Source organism: Pseudotabrizicola sediminis (genome assembly GCF_004745575.1).
Classification (GTDB): domain Bacteria; phylum Pseudomonadota; class Alphaproteobacteria; order Rhodobacterales; family Rhodobacteraceae; genus Pseudotabrizicola; species Pseudotabrizicola sediminis.
The window spans coordinates 106,660-123,864 of sequence record NZ_RPEM01000004.1; the positions used below are offsets into that span (position 1 = coordinate 106,660).

Annotated in this window: 12 protein-coding genes; 11 read left to right on the forward strand and 1 reads right to left on the reverse strand. The window is 63.0% G+C overall.

The genetic code is table 11. The features are described from left to right. The 3 genes from EEB11_RS07415 to EEB11_RS07425 all read left to right on the forward strand — a co-directional run bounded on the left by EEB11_RS07415 (nucleotide 1) and on the right by EEB11_RS07425 (nucleotide 4,969). On the forward strand, nucleotides 1-2,412 hold the full coding sequence (locus EEB11_RS07415; RefSeq protein WP_135429836.1) for a circularly permuted type 2 ATP-grasp protein: 2,412 nt from the start codon (nucleotides 1-3) through the stop codon (nucleotides 2,410-2,412). Further along, a complete protein-coding gene (locus EEB11_RS07420; RefSeq protein ID WP_245298805.1) occupies nucleotides 2,409-3,293 on the forward strand; it encodes a transglutaminase family protein in 885 nt (294 codons plus the stop codon). The genes EEB11_RS07415 and EEB11_RS07420 overlap by 4 nt, the downstream gene beginning before the upstream one ends. A gap of 236 nt (nucleotides 3,294-3,529) precedes the next feature. Further along, a complete protein-coding gene (locus EEB11_RS07425; RefSeq protein ID WP_135429838.1) occupies nucleotides 3,530-4,969 on the forward strand; it encodes a coiled-coil domain-containing protein in 1,440 nt (479 codons plus the stop codon). 51 nt (nucleotides 4,970-5,020) lie between these two features. Here the strand turns inward: EEB11_RS07425 and EEB11_RS07430 are convergent, their stop codons facing one another. After that, complete coding sequence (locus tag EEB11_RS07430; RefSeq protein WP_135429840.1) at nucleotides 5,021-9,331, reverse strand: CheR family methyltransferase; 4,311 nt, start codon at nucleotides 9,329-9,331, stop codon at nucleotides 5,021-5,023. Nucleotides 9,332-9,714: 383 nt separating this feature from the next. Between EEB11_RS07430 and EEB11_RS19530 the strand changes: the two genes are divergently transcribed. The 8 genes from EEB11_RS19530 to EEB11_RS07465 all read left to right on the forward strand — a co-directional run bounded on the left by EEB11_RS19530 (nucleotide 9,715) and on the right by EEB11_RS07465 (nucleotide 16,968). Beyond that, entirely contained in the window at nucleotides 9,715-9,873 is a 159-nt protein-coding gene (locus EEB11_RS19530; protein WP_167852683.1) for a hypothetical protein, read from the forward strand. A 31-nt stretch (nucleotides 9,874-9,904) separates the two neighbouring features. Then, the gene (locus EEB11_RS07435) at nucleotides 9,905-10,819 is read left to right on the forward strand and encodes a hypothetical protein (RefSeq protein ID WP_135429842.1); all 915 of its coding nucleotides are present in this window, start codon (nucleotides 9,905-9,907) and stop codon (nucleotides 10,817-10,819) included. Nucleotides 10,820-10,965: 146 nt separating this feature from the next. Further along, nucleotides 10,966-11,193, forward strand: a complete 228-nt coding sequence (locus EEB11_RS07440) for a hypothetical protein (RefSeq protein WP_135429844.1) — start codon at nucleotides 10,966-10,968, stop codon at nucleotides 11,191-11,193. 46 nt (nucleotides 11,194-11,239) lie between these two features. Next, the gene (locus EEB11_RS07445; protein ID WP_135429846.1) at nucleotides 11,240-11,731 is read left to right on the forward strand and encodes a YciE/YciF ferroxidase family protein; all 492 of its coding nucleotides are present in this window, start codon (nucleotides 11,240-11,242) and stop codon (nucleotides 11,729-11,731) included. A 150-nt stretch (nucleotides 11,732-11,881) separates the two neighbouring features. Further along, nucleotides 11,882-12,478: a sigma-70 family RNA polymerase sigma factor gene (locus EEB11_RS07450; protein ID WP_135429848.1), complete on the forward strand. Its 597-nt coding sequence runs from the start codon at nucleotides 11,882-11,884 to the stop codon at nucleotides 12,476-12,478. 335 nt (nucleotides 12,479-12,813) lie between these two features. Next, a complete protein-coding gene (locus tag EEB11_RS07455) occupies nucleotides 12,814-13,974 on the forward strand; it encodes a glycosyltransferase family protein (RefSeq protein ID WP_210134388.1) in 1,161 nt (386 codons plus the stop codon). Nucleotides 13,975-13,976: 2 nt separating this feature from the next. Beyond that, entirely contained in the window at nucleotides 13,977-15,101 is a 1,125-nt protein-coding gene (glf, locus tag EEB11_RS07460; RefSeq protein ID WP_135429850.1) for a UDP-galactopyranose mutase, read from the forward strand. Nucleotides 15,102-15,192: 91 nt separating this feature from the next. Next, nucleotides 15,193-16,968, forward strand: a complete 1,776-nt coding sequence (locus tag EEB11_RS07465) for a glycoside hydrolase family 1 protein (protein ID WP_135429852.1) — start codon at nucleotides 15,193-15,195, stop codon at nucleotides 16,966-16,968. The last annotated feature ends 237 nt before the right edge of the window (nucleotides 16,969-17,205 follow it).

A 17,205-nucleotide genomic window follows, 5' to 3' on the forward strand; every position in this document is an offset into this window, starting at 1 on the left:
ATGGACAGTGCAGCGACGGCAAATGTGAAGACAACGGGAACCGGCAAGACGCGGGATCGCGGCCTGTCGGCCTACCGCGCCTTGCCCGGTGTGCCGGATGAGCTGGTGACGGCAGACGGCACGCTGCGGCCCCTTTGGCAGCCGCTGATCGACCATCTGCAAAGCCTGACCGACGAAGGGCTTACCCGCGCCACCGGCCGTGCCGATCAGTACCTGCGCGATTCGGGCGTGTTCTACCGGCAATATGGCTCCGGCCAGTCGGTTGAACGGCCCTGGCCCCTGAGCCATGTTCCCGTACTGATCGACGAGGCCGACTGGGCCGAGCTGACCCCCGCCCTGATCCAGCGGGCCGATCTGCTGGAAAAGGTGATGGCGGATCTGTATGGCGACAACCGGCTGGTGGCCGAGGGGCATCTGCCTGCGGCACTGGTTGCAGGCAACCCGGAATGGCTTCGGCCCCTTGTGGGTGTGCGCCCGGCCTCGGGGCATTTTCTGCACTTTGTGGCGTTCGAGATCGGGCGCGGGCCGGATGGCCGCTGGTGGGTACTGGCCGATCGCACACAGGCCCCCTCGGGCGCGGGCTATGCGCTGGAAAATCGGGTGGCCACCTCGCGCGCCTATACGGATGTGTTTGCCGGCCAGAACATCCACCGCCTTGCCGCGTTTTTCCGCGAATTCCGCGATGCCCTGCTGGGCCTGCGCGGCGCGCGCGATGGTCGGGTGGCGATCATGACACCCGGCCCGTTGAACGAGACCTATTTCGAGCAGGCGTGGATCGCGCGCTATATGGGCGTCTCTCTTGTGCAGGGCGAAGACCTGACCGTGGCTGATGGCCGGCTGATGGTGCGCACGGTATCCGGCCTGCGCGCACTGGATGTGCTTTGGCGGCGATTGGACGGCAGCTACGCCGACCCGCTGGAGCTTGACCCAGCGTCGCGCATCGGCACGCCGGGCATGGTGGCGGTGCTGCGTCAGGGCGGGCTGACCATGGTGAATTCACTGGGGTCCGGCGTGCTGGAAACCCGGGCGCTGATGGCGTTTTTGCCCAAACTGTCGCTGCATCTGACCGGCACAAAGCTGGCCATGCCCAATATCGCGACCTGGTGGTGCGGCAGCCGCGCCGAGCAGGCGCAGGTAATGGCAGCGCGCGCGCGTCTGGTGCTGTCACCTGCACTTGGCACCGGCCTGCCCTTCGACCGGCAGGGCGAAAGCATCCCTGGCGCGACGCTGACCCCGGAAGAACTGGCGCAGCGGTTGGCACAGGAGGGGCCTGATCTGGTGGCGCAAGAGGCCGTTACCCTTTCGACCACACCTGCGCTGATCGACGGCAGGATCGTGCCGCGTCCGATGAGCCTGCGGGTGTTTCTGGCCCGCACGCCCACCGGCTGGCAGGTGATGCAGGGCGGTTTTGCCCGGATCGGGGCCTCGACCGACCCGACCGCGCTTGCGATGCAACGCGGGGGCAGTGCAGCGGATGTCTGGATCGTCAGCAAAGATGAAGTGCCCGCAATCAGCATGGTCCCCCCGGCAGATGCGCCCGACCGGCGTTCGGTACCCGGCGCGCTGCCAACGCGGGCGGCGGACAACCTGTATTGGCTGGGCCGCTATGTCGAACGGACCGAAGGCATCATCCGTCTGCTCCGCGCCCGGCATATCCGGCTGGCCGAAGGCGGGCGCGCGGCGTTGCCGCTGCAAAAGCTGATGGATGCGGTGCTCAAAGGCTATGGCGTCGATGGCGCAGCCGGATTGCCGCCGGGACTGCTGGACACGTTGGGCGCGGCCGTGGCCACCGCCGGGCAGGTGCGCGACCGCTTTTCCCCCGATGGCTGGTCGGCGCTGAATGATCTGGACAAGACTGCGCGGCGCATGGCCGGCAATGTGACCCCCGGCGATGATGCCGCCCGCGCCCTGTCGGCGCTGCTGCGCAAGCTGGCGGGTTTTTCCGGTCTGGTGCATGAAAACATGTACCGCTTTTTCGGCTGGCGATTCCTGTCGATCGGGCGGCAGCTGGAGCGGTCTTCTTCGCTGACCGGCGCATTGGCGGCCTTTGCAGATACCAAGGCGGCGGCTGGCGGCCTTGATCTGTGCATCGAGTTGGGCGACTCTGTGCTGACCCACCGCCGCCGCTTCAGCGTGGCGTCTTCGCGCGAGTCGGTGATCGAACTTCTGGCGCTCGACCCGATGAACCCCCGCTCGCTGCGCCATCTGTTCGACGGGCTGAACGAACAGGTGCAGACCCTGCCGGGCGCGGCCACCCATGGGCAACTGTCGCCACTAGGCCGCGCCATGCTGCGCTGTCAGGTCGATATTGCCACCGCCACGCCCGACACGCTGACCACCGCCGCGCTGCAGGATATGCGCGGCAAGATCGCCGGGATCTCTGATCTGCTGACCGAGGCCTACTTGCGGTGACGCTGTACGCCGTTCGCCAATCCATACGCTATGATTTCGCACGCCCCACCGGCGCGGGGCGGCAACTGTTCCGCATCCTGCCGGCCGATATTCCTGGGCGACAACAGGTGCGCGAGTCGGGCTATGCGTTTCAACCCGATGTGGGGGAACGCGGCGAGTTTCGCGACTTTTTCGGCACCAATGTGATCGAAGCCGCAATGCCCCCCGGCCTGACCCGTCTGGCGCTGACGATGCACTCGGTGGTCGAACGCACCGCAGATGACAGTTTGCTGGATCTGTCGCCGCCCTTGCCGGGTCTGGCGGCAGAGCTTGCGGCCCATCGCAGTGTGGGGTCGCACGCGCCGCATCACTTTACCCTGCCGTCCCGCCGTATTGCGGCCACGCCCCGGATTGCCGCCTTTGCGCAGGATCTGCGCAACGACCAACGCACGGTGCGCGATATGGTGGAAACGCTGGGCCGGGCCTTGCACGACCACATGATCTTTGATTCCAAGGCCACCAGCGTCAACACTACCCCCGAGGATGCCTTTGTTCAGGGCCGGGGCGTCTGTCAGGATTTTGCGCAGATCATGGTCGGGGCGTTGCGCAGGCTGGGCGTGCCCGCCGCCTATGTCGCGGGCTATCTGCGCACCCTGCCGCCGCCGGGCAAGCCACGCCTGGTCGGGGCCGACGCGATGCATGCCTGGGTCCGCGCCTGGACGGGCGAGGAAATGGGCTGGGTCGATTACGACCCGACCAATGCCTGCTTTGCCCGCAATGACCACATCGACGTGGGCTTTGGCCGCGATTACGACGATGTGGCCCCGGTAACAGGGCGGCTGCGGCTGGACGGACGCCAGTCTGGCAGCCACAGCGTTGATATTGAAGAAATCACTTCCTAAGCGCAGGTCCCGCATCGGCGGTGCGCCGGGTCGCTGAAGCCTTTGGCTGACGCTGCCCGGTTGCGCAGAATGCCGATGATATTGGGTGATCGGGAACCTGATGGCTGGTCCGGTCGTTGCTTTACCAAGTGCCGGGTCGTCCGACCTGACTGACCTGCGGCCTTGGGCCGTCCTACCGGTCGGCCCAATCTGGACGGACATTCAGAGAGATTTTTCAAAAGGGGGCAAGCCACACAATGGCCAATGACACGAAAAGCGGACTGAACACGACAACCAGCGTCATTGCGATTGCAGCCGTGATCGGCTGGATCGGCACCATTTATTTCTTCACCCAGCAACGCGACATGGCCGACCAGCTGGAAACAGCGGTCGCGGAGCGCACAACCCTGCAGCAAGACCTTGAAGCCCAGCGCACCGCGTCAGCGACGCTGTCGGAGTTGAACGCCTCAATCGCGCAGCTCTCCCCCGAAGTGGACGACAGAACGGCACAACTGGCTGCCGTGCAGGCCGAACTGGATCAGCTGACCCTTCAGCGTGACGAAGCACAGGCAGTGCTGACCGGGATCACCGCCGAGCAGGAGGCTGGTCAGAGCGCCCTGGGTGAACTGGAGGCGCAGGTTCAGCCGTTGCGCGACGAACTCGCAGGGTATGAACAGCGCCGCGCTGATCTGGAAGCCCAGGTTGCAACGCAGACGGAAGAGATGGCGCTGGTCGGATCACGGTTGGAAGATGCGCGCGCGCGCGAAGCCGAGGTGCGCCAGGTGCTGTCTGATCTGACAGCCGAGTCGGCCACGCTCAGCGAGACGGCGGCCGAGGCAGAGACCCGCCTGCAAACCGTATTGCAAGAAGCGGCAGCGACCGAGGAAGCGACGGCGCAGTTGCGTGAAGAGTCGATCCGGCTTGAGGAACAGTCACGCAGCCTGACCGATGAGGTTGCGCGGCTGGGCGGTTTGCAGGCCACGCTGACCGAAGATGTGGCAGCCATTCAGGCGCAGCGAGAGGAGCGGCAGGCCGTGCTGAGCAGCCTGACCGAAGATGTGTCCACCCGGTCGCAAGACCTGTTGCGGATCGAGCAGCAGCTGGAAGAACGGATGGCGCAGCAGAACGCGCTGATCGCGAGTGAGGCCGAAGACTTCGGGCGCATGGCGACGGAACAGGCGGGTGAAACGTCTGATGCGCCTGACGGCGAGGCGGGCGCAGCGGCGGCACCGGAGACAGAAGCACGGGCTGATACACCGGTTGGGTCAGACCCAGAAGCTGGCGACCAAGACACCTCAGCAGAGCCGCAGAATGACACGCCACCTGAAGAGGATGAGGCTGGCGCGTCAGATCAGGATGCCCCCACCCAAAGCAACGCTGCCGACGAAGACGTGACTGCGACAAACCAGCCGTCGCCGTTGCTTCAGGCTGGCGAATACAATTCCGAAGACATGACCCTGGTTTTGACCGACGCAGGTACGTTTGAGATTACAGGCGACGCCCAAGCCCTGTCCGGCCAGTACACTGTAGAAGACGGTACCTTGCGGCTGGAAGCGTCGACGGATGCCGAGGCGACCGATGCCCTTCCCATGGACTGCGACTTTACCATGGGTGACACAGATGGCTTTGATGTGACCGCTGACCAAGCGACCTGCGATTTGCTGGCAGGGCGGAGCTTTTCCGCCACACAGAACTAGGCCGTGACGAACGGGCGGCATCGTCGGAACGAAGCCGCCCCCACCCTGATTTCAGCGTATCGGCACCTCTGCCGCGAGGGCGAGGCGGACAAGCTCTGGCAAAGACACCGCGCGCGTCTTGCGCATCACTGAAGCGCGATGGTTCTCGACCGTGCGCTGGTTGATGCCAAGGTCATGCGCGATGATCTTGTTGGGCGCGCCCGACAGAACCAGGGTCAGAACTTCCCGCTCACGCTCGGTCAGGCCGGAAAACCGCTGCTGGGCGGCCTTGCGCGTTTCCGTCATCGGATGCGCCTTGGTGCCCGCCTTGATGGCATGCCGGATACTGGCCAGCAGATCGGCGGCACTGGCCGGCTTTTCAATCAAATCGGTTGCTCCCGCCCGCAGCGCCGCCACCGCCGTCGCGGCGTCGCCGTGGCCGGTCAGCATGACGGCGGGCAGGTCCGACTGCCGTTCGCGCAGCAGGGTGATCAGAGCGACCCCGTCCATGCCGGGCAGCAGGTTGTCCACCAGCAGGCAGGCATTGCCGCCAAGACACGGGGCGGCCAGAAAACCTTCGGCCGATTTGTAGATGAAAACCCGCCACCCCTCGGCCTCGAACAGCCGGCGCATGGTTTCGCGGATCATCGGATCATCGTCGACGACATGCACTGTCGGCACATCCGCTTCCGGCGGCCGGGTACTCTTGCCCGCCTTGACGCGCGCCTTTCGCATCAGATCGGATATCAGCGCCAGCAGCACTTCGGGCATCACCGGTTTTGTGATCTGGTGATGGGGCGACGCCGCAATGCGCTTCAGCGTCGACGTGGTGATATCGCCGGTCAGGATGATGGTCGGAACCGCACAGCCCAGAACATCGGGCAGATCCTGCGCCAGGGACAGCCCATTGGTCCCGCCATACAGATCGAAATCAGCCAGAAGCAGATCCGGCGGCAGCACATCGCCGCTGGCCCAGTTCAGCGCGTCCTGCGCACTCGACTTGGCCACAACGGTATGACCCTCTCTCGTCAGAAACTCGGCCAGAAGGTCGCGCAGCGGCTCTTCATCCTCGACCACGAGAATCGTCCCGATCTGGCTCGCAACCCTTATGTGTTCTGGCACGGACTGCGCTGATGGCAATGTATCGGGTATCGGATCGGCAACCGGCAGCGTGATCATGAACGCCGATCCCTTGCCGGGGGTCGAACGGACAGTGACCGGGTGATCCATCAAATCGGCCAACCGTTGCACGATCGACAATCCCAGCCCCAGCCCCTGTCCGAAGGCCCCGGCTGGCTTGGTGGCGGTAGAATAGGCGTCAAAGATGGTTTTGGTATCCTGCGCTGCCACACCTATCCCGGTGTCACAGACAAGAAGGTTCAACACCCCGCCGCGCCGGCGGCAGCCCAGCAGGATGCCACCTTTTGGCGTATACTTCAGCGCGTTGGACAGAAGATTGCGCAGCATCTGTTCCAGAAGCTGCGGATCGGTCCGCACCCAGGCCTTGCAGGACACCGCGCGCAGCTTCAGCCCCTTTATCTTGCACTGCGGGCCGAATTCATCGGCAAGGCGCTGTATCAACGTCGCAATCGCCACCGGCCGCATCGCGGGCCGCACGATCCCGGATTCAATCCGGTTCACGTCCAGCATCGAATCCAGCATTGCGGTCATCGAGCCAAGCGTCTGATCCAGCAGCGCGGCCAGCCGTGCGCCTTCGGTTGACCGTTTGTGCGGGGCCAGCAGCTTGTGCAGCAGCGCCATGGATTGCAGCGGCTGGCGCAGATCATGGCTGGCCGAGGCGAGAAACCGCGACTTGGCTTTGGTCGCCCGCTCCGCCTCGCTCATGGCAGCCTCAAGGGCTGCATTGCTCCGTTTGCGATCCGTGATGTCGACATATGTGATCACCACGCCCTCGACCCGTCCGCCTTCGGCGCGATAGGGCTGGATGCGGCGCAGGAAATACTTGCCATCGGCACCTACCGTTTCACGCTCACTGGGGTCGCCATCCGTCAGAACGGCGCGCGCATCTGCCGCCAGATCGTCATCTTTCGACACGGCAGCCAGATCGGCAATCGGCCGGCCGACATCCGTCGGGATCACCCGAAAGATTGCACGGGCGGCGGGCGTGAAAAAGCGGATGTTCAGGTCTGGGTCCAGAAACAGGGTGGCCACATCGGTGCTGAACAGCACGTTCTGCAGGTCATTCGCGGTGGTGCGGTGACGTTCCAGTGTTTCCTGCAGCTGGCTGTTCAGCGCTGTCAGCTCTTCGTTGAGCGATTGCAGCTCTTCTTTCGACGCCAGCAACTCCTCATTCGTGGACTGAAACTCTTCGTTGACCGACAGCGCCTCGGCCGCGTCCATGCCATGGGCCTCGACCTCTTCCTCCAGATCACGCAAGGCAGCGGACAGGTCGCTGCGTGCGGCTTTCAGATCCGCTTCCAGATCGCCGGTGCGGCCATCCTGCCCGTCGGCCTCCTGTTCATCGCCCTTTGGCTGCTGACCGGAGGCGTTGACAAAACAGGCAAGCATCAACGGTTCGGTTCCGGTCGATACGGCGTGCAAGACGATGTTGAAATTGCCGGTGCCCGGCAAGCGCCCGCCCGAAACGGTCACCAAAGGGTTCTCTGGCGTGCAGGTTGCCGCAGCGGTGCGGAACCGCAGCCGCAGCGATTTCGGCAACATGCCCACAATGCCGGGGTCATGATGCCCTTGCGTGACCTTCAGATATGTTTCGGTCTCGCCAAGCAGATACAGGCATTCGAGCCGGCTGTTCAACAAAACGGCAGCGGGGGTGTAGATCTCGAACACGATGCGGCGGCACAGATCTGCCAGTTCGGTCCGGCGGACCGGGCTTTGCCCGAGAACCGATGGCAGCTCTTCGCGCTTGCCCAACGAAAAGTTCAGATCGCCGGGCAGGCCTTTGCCAACCCTGCGCCACAGACGCGCGGCCTTGTCCTCCACGGCAAAGCTCCCGTCGCTGTGGCCCGGCATTTCAGCCGCCCCCAGCAACAACAGCCCGCCGGGCCGCAGGGCAAAGCAGCAGCGCGCGATCACCCGCTTTTGCGCTTCGGGGCCCAGATAGATCAGGACATTGCGGCAGGACACCAGATCGATTTTTGAAAACGGCGGGTCAGACAGCAGATCTGCCACGGTGAACACGATCAGATCTCGCAGCGCCGACGTCACGCGCCAACCGCCGTCTGCAGGCACAAAGAATCGGGCCAGACGTTCCGGCGACACCGAGTCTTCGATGTCCCGCGCATAGAACCCCGCCCGCGCCGTGGCGATCGATTCCGGGTCAACATCCGATGCCAGGATCTGCAACCGCGCGCCCGACCCTGCGGCCTCCATTTCCTCAAGACAGGTTATGGCCAGACTATACGCCTCTTCCCCTGTGCTGCACCCGGCAACCCAGACCCGCAAGGGCCGGTCAGCCGGCATGGCCGCCAACAGATCGGGAATGGCTTTTGCAGACAGATGCTCAAACACCAACGGATCGCGGAAAAAGCTGGTGACGTGGATCAACAGATCGGCGGACAGCTGGCTGCGTTCGTCAGGGTCAGACCGCAGAATGGCAAGATATTGCGCTGTCTTGTCTGCCCCAAGACCAATGCGCGCCATTCTGCGGGCGATCCGCCGCTCCAGCGTTCCGCGCTTGTAAAGCGAAATGTCCTGCGCGGAATGCTCGCCCACAAAGGACAGGATCGCATCATAGCCGATGGCGGATTGATCATCCGCACGCGCAACCCCGGTTTTGCGACTCTCTGTCGGGGCAATGGCGGTGTCTGGTGCTGACAAATGTTCGGCCAGAAAGGCTTCCAGCACGCCCCGCATGGCCCCCGTTGGCAGAACGTGCGCCACAAACCCGGTCCTGATGGCACTGTCCGGCATCCCGGCCTGCCCCGCCTCGGCCGGGTCCTGCGCGATGACCAGGCCGCCTGCGGCATGAATATGGGCCAGACCATGGCTGCCGTCGGTTCCGGTGCCTGACAGGACGATACAAGCCGATGCAGGCCCCCCCTCTTCGGCTATGGAAGACAGCAGCCTGTCAAACGGCATCCGCACCGCTTTGCCGCCCCCCGGCTCTTGAAGGTGTATGACACCCAGCGACACCGTCAGAAACACGCCCGGCGGAATCACATGGACCACCCCGGCCCGCAGGGCCAGCCCTTCGGTGGCCTGAACCACCTTCAACCCGGTATGATGTGCCAGCAGCTCGACCATCATGCTGTCATGCGACGGATCAAGATGCAGGATCAGGATGAACGCCGCGGGCATTGCATCCGGCATGGTTTTCAGCAGCGCGCGACAGGCCTCCAGCCCACCGGCAGAGGCCCCGATGGCAATGACCGGCAATACGGTGCCTGATCCTTGGTCCGACATGGTCACCTCCGAAATTGGTCTGACTGTCGGCGGCTGGATCGGTCGCAGCTCCGGCGGGCCACGATGATCTTCACCATAAAGTTAACAGGTCTTACCAAAGATTGATGCGGCCCGATACGACTTTTTCCGCCCCGGGTCGGTCGCCGCCTATGTCCTGAGACTGCGTAGATTCCGACGCTGCACAGATCGCGCCCGGTCAGGCAAAAAGAGACCACGACCTGTTGCGAATAGTGAGTGTTGCGAAAAACCGGGCGGCTGGGTGTAGCCACGACGGGGCGGTGCGCAAGTCCCCTGCCGAACCGAACCGTTTTGTGCTGGAAATTCTGGCTTCCCGGTTTTTCGCATGTCCCCAAGGTTTCACGTCCCCCGCGGACGGCGTCCGTTTGCGGCGTGACCTGCCTTGCCGATGGCAAACCTGCATCGCCCCTTTGGGGGCGTGCTTTACGACCAACCGAAGGAAAAACCTTATGAACCAGATCATCTACATCGTCGGCGCAGTTGTGATCGTGCTGGCACTGCTCAGCTTTGTGGGCCTGCGCTGATTACGCGCAATAATAAAAGGAAACCGAATAAATGATGTCAGACACCGTGCCCCCCCGTCAGGTCGCCAGCACAACACCCGCACCCGCCGAAGGGTCTTATGTGGACTGGGCCGCCATTCTTGCCGGAGGTATCTTTGCGCTCGCAATTTCGCTTTTGCTGCTCACCTTCGGGGCCGGCCTGGGGCTTTCGCTGACCTCTCCCTACAGTGGTGAAGGTGTATCAGCGGCCTGGGTCGCCATCGCGGCGGGCATCTGGTTTGCCTGGGTCATGGTGACCGGCTTCGGGGCTGGCGGCTATATTGCTGGCCGCATGCGCCGCAAGGCAGGCGACGCCACAGCATCAGAGGTAGAAGCGCGCGACGGTATGCACGGGCTACTGGTCTGGGCGACAGGCGCGCTGATCAGCACCATTCTGGCGACGTTTGGCGTTGGCGGATTGTTGAACGCCGGTGCAGCGACAACCGTCACAGCGGTAGAGGCAGCCAGCGAAGCGACATCGTCGGATTACTTCGCGGACCTCATGCTGCGCGACACGCCGGTGGCGCCACCTGCAGACACCACTGCCACGGAAGCCACCGGAACCGCTGCCATAACCACCGACCCCGCCCTTCAGCGGCAGGTTGCCGCCATCCTGGCACAGAGTGCGATGGACGGAGAAATGGCCGAACGTGACAGCGCCTATCTGGCCCAGATCGTGGCGGCCAACAGTGACCTTGACGAAGGTGCCGCACGCACGCGGGTCGACGAGGTCAATGCCGAGATTGCCCAGGCCCGTGCCGAGGCTGTTGCCGCCGTCGAAACAGCCCGTGTGACCGGAGTGGTCTTTGGCTTCATTGCCGCAGCCACCCTGTTGATTGGCGCTGTCGCGGCCTTCTTTGCCGCTGCAGCCGGTGGACGTCATCGTGACGAAGGACTGGGGCTGGACGTTCTGGTGGCGCGCCGCTGAGGCAGCGCCGCCCGTTCCCCCGATACAGAAAGGAAAGATCATGGCCGCACTTATCGCTTGGCTGCTCGGAGCGCCGCTCCTCGTCGTCATCATCATCGCACTACTGCTCTGAGCCCACCCTGCTCCCGACTGCACAGGAGGACCCCATGTCCAGCGAACCCACAGTCAACGTCTTCATCAAGACCCTCGCCGAGATGCTGGAAAGCCAGCGCGAACGCCGCACGGTCCGAATGCGCCGTCAGCACAAGGCCCAGGCCGAACGGTTCCTGCAGACCTACCGGGCCGGTCCGGACGGTGAATTGCAACCGCTGAGCTGGACGCAGGAAAGGCGCCAGGGCGAAAGCGGATTGCAGGGCCAGACCTGGGCCGACTGAGACTCTTCCTTGTAGCCCGACCGTACCATTTTAAGGAGTATCCCCGATGACCATCGAAACCCTAGACGATCTGTTCCTTCACACGTTGAAAGACGTGCTGTACGCCGAGCGAAAGATCCTGAAGGCGCTGCCAAAGATGGAGCGAAAGGCGACCGATCCGAAGCTCAAGGCGGCCCTGTCATCGCACCGTGACGAGACCGAAGAGCATATTGTGCGGCTGGAAGAGGTTTTCGACAGCCTTGGAAAACCGGCCCGCGGCGCGAAATGCGACGCGATGGTCGGGCTGATCGAAGAAGCCGAGGGCCTTATGGCAGACATCAATGATCCAGAGACAATGGATGCCGCGTTGATCTCGCTGGCCCAAGCGGTCGAACACTATGAAATCGCGCGCTATGGCACGCTGATCGCATGGGCAAAACAGCTGGGCCATCCGCAGGCGGCGAGCCTGCTCAAATCAACTCTGGACGAAGAATACGGGGCCGACAAAGCCCTTTCCAAGCTGGCAGAACAGCGCCTGAACGCCGCCGCTGCGGCATAGCGCCGGAAAGGGGGCACCTCCCCTCCCTTTCCATGCCCGCCCGGACCCGGTCCGGACCAATGCGATCACACAGACATCAGACGCCGCAGCCTGCCGTTCCTTGGACAAGGACGAAGGCATGCCTGGTCTTACCGAAAGCGAGACGCATCCATGACACAGCAACATCCTTTCCACGAACTTTTGCCCCTGCAAGCGGTGTCCCTGCGCCGCCGCGCGCTCAAGCTGACCTCGAACCCGCATCGCGCCGAAGATCTGGTGCAGACAACCCTTCTCAAGGCCTGGAGCAGCCGTGACAGCTTCCGGCCTGAAACGAACCTGCGGGCCTGGTTGTTCACCATCCTGCGCAACACCTTCTTTTCCGAGATCCGGAAATTCCGCCGGGAAGTCGAAGATGTTGACGGGTTGCGCGCCGAAGCCCTGTTTGAAGAGCCCAGACAGGAACACGCAGTGGCGCTGAACGAATTGCTGGCGGTGATTGCCCGGCTGCCCCATGACCAGCGTCGCCCGCTGGTGTTGATGGGGGTGCTTGGGTTTTCGCAACTGCAGGCGGCACAGGCCTGCGGCTGCACGGTCGGCACAATCAAAAGCAGGGTGAGCCGCAGCAGAGCCGCGCTGGAACGGTTGATGACGCAAGACGATATGATGCGTTTGAACCGGGTGCCGCATACAGGCGTAACCCTGCAGGGGTCAACAATACCGCCCGCGTATATCGCTGCAAAGATGAATGAGCCCGCCAGTGTGGACTGACCTGCCCCGGCACTGCGCTGAACACCACCCCGCTTGATGACATCACTAAGGTCCGGGCGTGCTCCCGCGCGGCCGGTCTTCCCAATGGCGGCACTGCCATGGCCTCTATGCCCTGTGCAGCCGACACCCCGATAGAACGCATTGGCCGTTGTCGCGCAAAGGCGCGGCACCGCGATTTGCAACCCCATGTGGCGTTGAAGCAGGCGGGTGCCCCGCTTGCCGGCCAAGGTCTGCCATCACTCGTGACCGGCGCGTCACCTCCGTTTCACACCCCACGGAACGAAGCGGCAAATCAATTGTTTAACTGGTAATAACCCCGCCCTTGGAGGCACCCCATGAACACGCAGTCATCCCTTTTTCGGACCAGCCTCCGCCCAAAGACCGAAAAGCCCGCCGCCCGCCGCCCTGCACTGCTGTGTTTTTCGCATCTGCGGTGGGAGTTTGTGCATCAGCGACCGCAACACCTGCTGAACGAGGCGGCCAGCGACTACCGGATCTACTTTGTTGAAGAGCCGGAGTTCGCTCAAGGCGCTGCGCATTTCCGGATACGGACCGTGGCATCGGGGGTCACGGTGCTGACACCAGTTTTTGACGCCGCCTGCGACTCTCTGCGCGAACAGCGCCTGTTGGTGGAAGAGTTGCAGGCCTTGCTGGACGGGTCGCCGGTTGTTCACTGGTACTACACACCGATGGCCTTGCAGTTTACCCGCAATCTGCCCTGTGACCTGTGCGTCTATGACTGCATGGATGAGCTGTCGGCCTTCCGCTTTGCCCCGGCCGAGCTTGCCGCGTTGGAGGCCGAGCTTTTGGAACGCGCCCAGCTTGTGTTTACTGGCGGCCAAAGCCTTTTCGCGGCGAAGCGCCGGTTGCACGCGGATGTTCACTGCTTTCCCAGCAGTGTTGACACTAAACATTTTGCCAGCGCCCGGGTGCACAGCGAAGATCCGCTGGATCAGGCGTGGATCCCTGAGCCACGCATTGGCTATGTGGGTGTGATCGACGAACGCATCGATCTGGATCTGATCGCCGCCGCCGCTAAGGCGCTGCCGTTGATCCAGTTCGTGATGATTGGCCCGATTGCCAAGATCAGCCCGGACGATCTGCCACAAGCGCCCAACATCCACTGGCTGGGGCGCAAGACCTATGACCAGTTGCCCGGCTATATGGCCAATTGGCAGGCCGCCTGGATGCCCTTTGCGCTGAACGATGCGACCCGGTTCATCAGCCCGACCAAGACTCCCGAATATCTGGCCGCCGGTCTGCGGGTCACGGCGACAGCGGTGGTTGACGTTGTGGAAACCTACGGCAAAAAGGGTCTGGTCTCGATTGCCGATGCCCAGACCATTGTGCCCACCCTGAAAACCACCCTTGGCATTCCCCCCGAAGGCTGGCGCCAGGCGGTCGACCAGCATCTTGCCCTGATGTCATGGGAGGGCACATGGGATGCGATGCAAAGCCTGATTCAGGCGCGGCTGCGCGTCGGACAGGAGGCCTAGACATGTTCGACTGGATGATCGTTGGCGCAGGGTTTGCCGGGTCTGTGCTGGCCGAACGGATTGCCTCGCAGCGCAATGAATCTGTGCTGGTGATGGATACGCGCGACCACATTGGTGGCAACGCCCATGACTACAAGGATGAGGCCGGCATTCTGGTGCACCGCTACGGCCCCCATATCTTTCACACCAATGCCGCGTCGGTTGTCGACTATCTGTCACAGTTCACCGGCTGGCGGCCCTACGAGCACCGGGTTCTCGCAAATGTCGACGGCATGTTGCTGCCCATTCCCATCAATCTGGATACGGTAAATCGGCTGTACGGGCTCGACCTCGACTCGGCCGGGATGGAGGCCTTTCTGGCCACCCGGCGAGAGGCGATCGACAACATTCAGACATCGGAAGATGTGGTGGTCTCGACGGTTGGCCGTGATCTCTATGAAAAGTTCTTTCAAGGCTACACCCGCAAGCAATGGGGCCTTGATCCGTCGCAGCTGTCGCGGATCGTGACGGCCCGCATTCCCACGCGGACAAACCGGGATGACCGCTACTTCACCGATACGTTTCAGAAGATGCCTTCTGACGGGTACACGGCGATGTTTGCCAATATTCTGGATCATCCCAATATCCGTCTGGAGCTTGGCCAGAAATGGAACCCCGCACGCGACCGGCCACGCGCCCGCCGCCTGATTTTCACCGGTCCGATCGACGAGTACTTTGATCACCGCTTCGGGGCGCTGCCATATCGGTCCTTGCGTTTCGCGCACGAAACATTGGACGTCGAATGGGCACAGCCCGTTGCAACCATCAACTATCCACAGACCGAAGAGTACACGCGGATCACCGAATACAAGCACCTGACCGGCCAGACCCATCCCAAAACCAGCCTGACCTATGAATACCCCACCAACGAAGGCGATCCTTATTACCCGATCCCCCGACCGGAAAATCAGGCGCTCTACAAACAGTATCGCACGGTGGCAGAAGGCTTGTCGGACGTGTGGTTCGTGGGCAGGCTGGGGGCCTATCAATACCTGAACATGGATCAGGTGATCGGTCAGGCGCTTGCGACATTCGCTCGGATCAACTCTGATCGCGCGCCGACCGCGATGGTGCGTGCTGCCGAATGACCCCGCACACCCCAGCGGCGCTGTGGCATCTGCCCTACCACCAAGCGGTCAGCGTGGCCGCGCGTGATCGCGAACCGCACGCTGTCGGCTGATGCCCTTCGCCCTGCCCCATCCGGATGACCGCCCGGTGCGGATTCTGTTTGTCTTTGCGTGGCTGGCAGGGGGGGAGGAAGAGGCCGAAATCCGGCTCTTGGCGCAATCGCTGGACCCTGCCCGCTTTCGCATTGACGCGCTGCCTTGCGCGCGGTCGGCGACGGTGCATGATCCGGCATTCCGGTCGCTCCGGAACACCGGTGTCAATGTCGATGACACAGCGCTGGACTATGCGTTCGCCGACACGGTGACCTATTTGGCCAAGAAGATCACCGGGTATGAGATCATCATCTCCTGTCAGGATGTTGCCGACATCTACCCGGCACTGGACCGGCTGCAGCATCACCCGCCGCTGATCGAACGGGGCCGCAGCGTGCCCGAGGCGATGGTCGGGCCAAAGCACCTGACCACGCGTTATGTCGGTGCATCGGAAGATGTGCGGACAGCTGCCGCAGACCGCATGCCGGGCCGCGCGCAACACGCGCGCACCATTCCGCTGCCAGAAATGTCTGCGCAGCGATGTAGGCGATTGTGGAATTGGCTCCGCACCAGACTGGGGATTGCACCGGCGGTGCCGCCCTCAGACCCCGTCCTGCCGCTATGGCAATCGCTGTTCGACGAGGTGCTGGCCGAAACGGCCGCCCCCCCGCCGCGCCTGTTTCGCAGCTTTGTGCAAGGCGGGTTCGAATGCGCCAGCCAAAGACTGCAGACCGGGCGGCGGCTGGATGTGATCGCGGCGACCCGACATGATACGCATGCCGGTGGCGACTATTCCCAGTTGGCGCAGATGGGCCTGCGCACTGTGCGGGATGGGGCACGCTGGCACCTGATTGAACGCCAGCCGGGAGTTTATGACTTCAGCAGCTTTCTGCCCATGGCCCATGCCGCAAATCAGGCCGGGACGCAGGTGCTGTGGGATCTGCTGCACTATGGCTGGCCCGATGATATCGACATCTGGCATCCGGAATTCGTCATCCGGTTTGCGGGTTTTGCCCGGGCCATAGCACAGGCTCTGCGCACTGTTTCGGATGAGGTGCCGTTCTGGTGCCCGGTCAATGAAATATCATTCTTTGCCTGGGCGGGGGGCGATGTGCGCTATCTAAATCCCTTTGCTACAGGCCGGGGGATGGAGCTCAAAGTACAACTGGCGCGCGCGAGCATTGCCGCAATGCATGCCTTGCGCGACGTGGACCCCCGGGCGCGGTTCGTCCATTGTGAACCGTTGATCGCCATTCACCCCGATCCGGGGGCTGACCTTCCGCGATCCGTGGCGGAACGTCTGGATCAGGCCCAGTTCGAGGCGTTCGATCTGCTGTCGGGGCAGATCTGGCCACAGATCGGCGGCGATCCGTCTTTGCTTGATATCATCGGGGTCAATTATTATCCGCGCAATCAGTGGCTGCATGGCGGTCCGGGCACCGGGACCGGCATCGACGTGGATCACCCGACCTATCGCCCGCTGTCGGACCTGCTGTTCGCCACCTATGCGCGTTACCATCGGCCGTTGTTCATTGCGGAAACCGGGGTCGAAGATAACAGGCGTGCGCCCTGGCTGCGCTATGTGGCGGGTGAAGTGTCCCGTGCCCGGGCGCGGGGTGTTCCCGTCGATGGCCTGTGCCTGTATCCGGTGATGAACCACCCCGGCTGGGACGATGACCGCGCTTGCCAGAACGGCCTTCTGACCCAACAGTTCATCGGGGGCCAGCGTGGGGTTGACGCACCCCTGTCGGTGGCCGTCGCAAAGGCCGTCACGGATTTTGCGCTGCCCCGGTGATCCTTGGAGGCGGAGGCATCCGCAAAGCACCAAGCTTGGTGCGCCGCCGACGATAATCGCCGTCATCGACCGTTCCATGCCAGGGGTGCTGCGCCTGGCAGGCCCTGTGCGGCTTTCGGGCGATCTTTCGCCGACTGCCGGTAAAGCAGCCCTTCTGCCAAGGAACACGGCGGGATGCGAACGGTTGTATCCATGTGGGCCGGGTCAAATTCAGATCCCCGGCACTGGCCAGAAAAT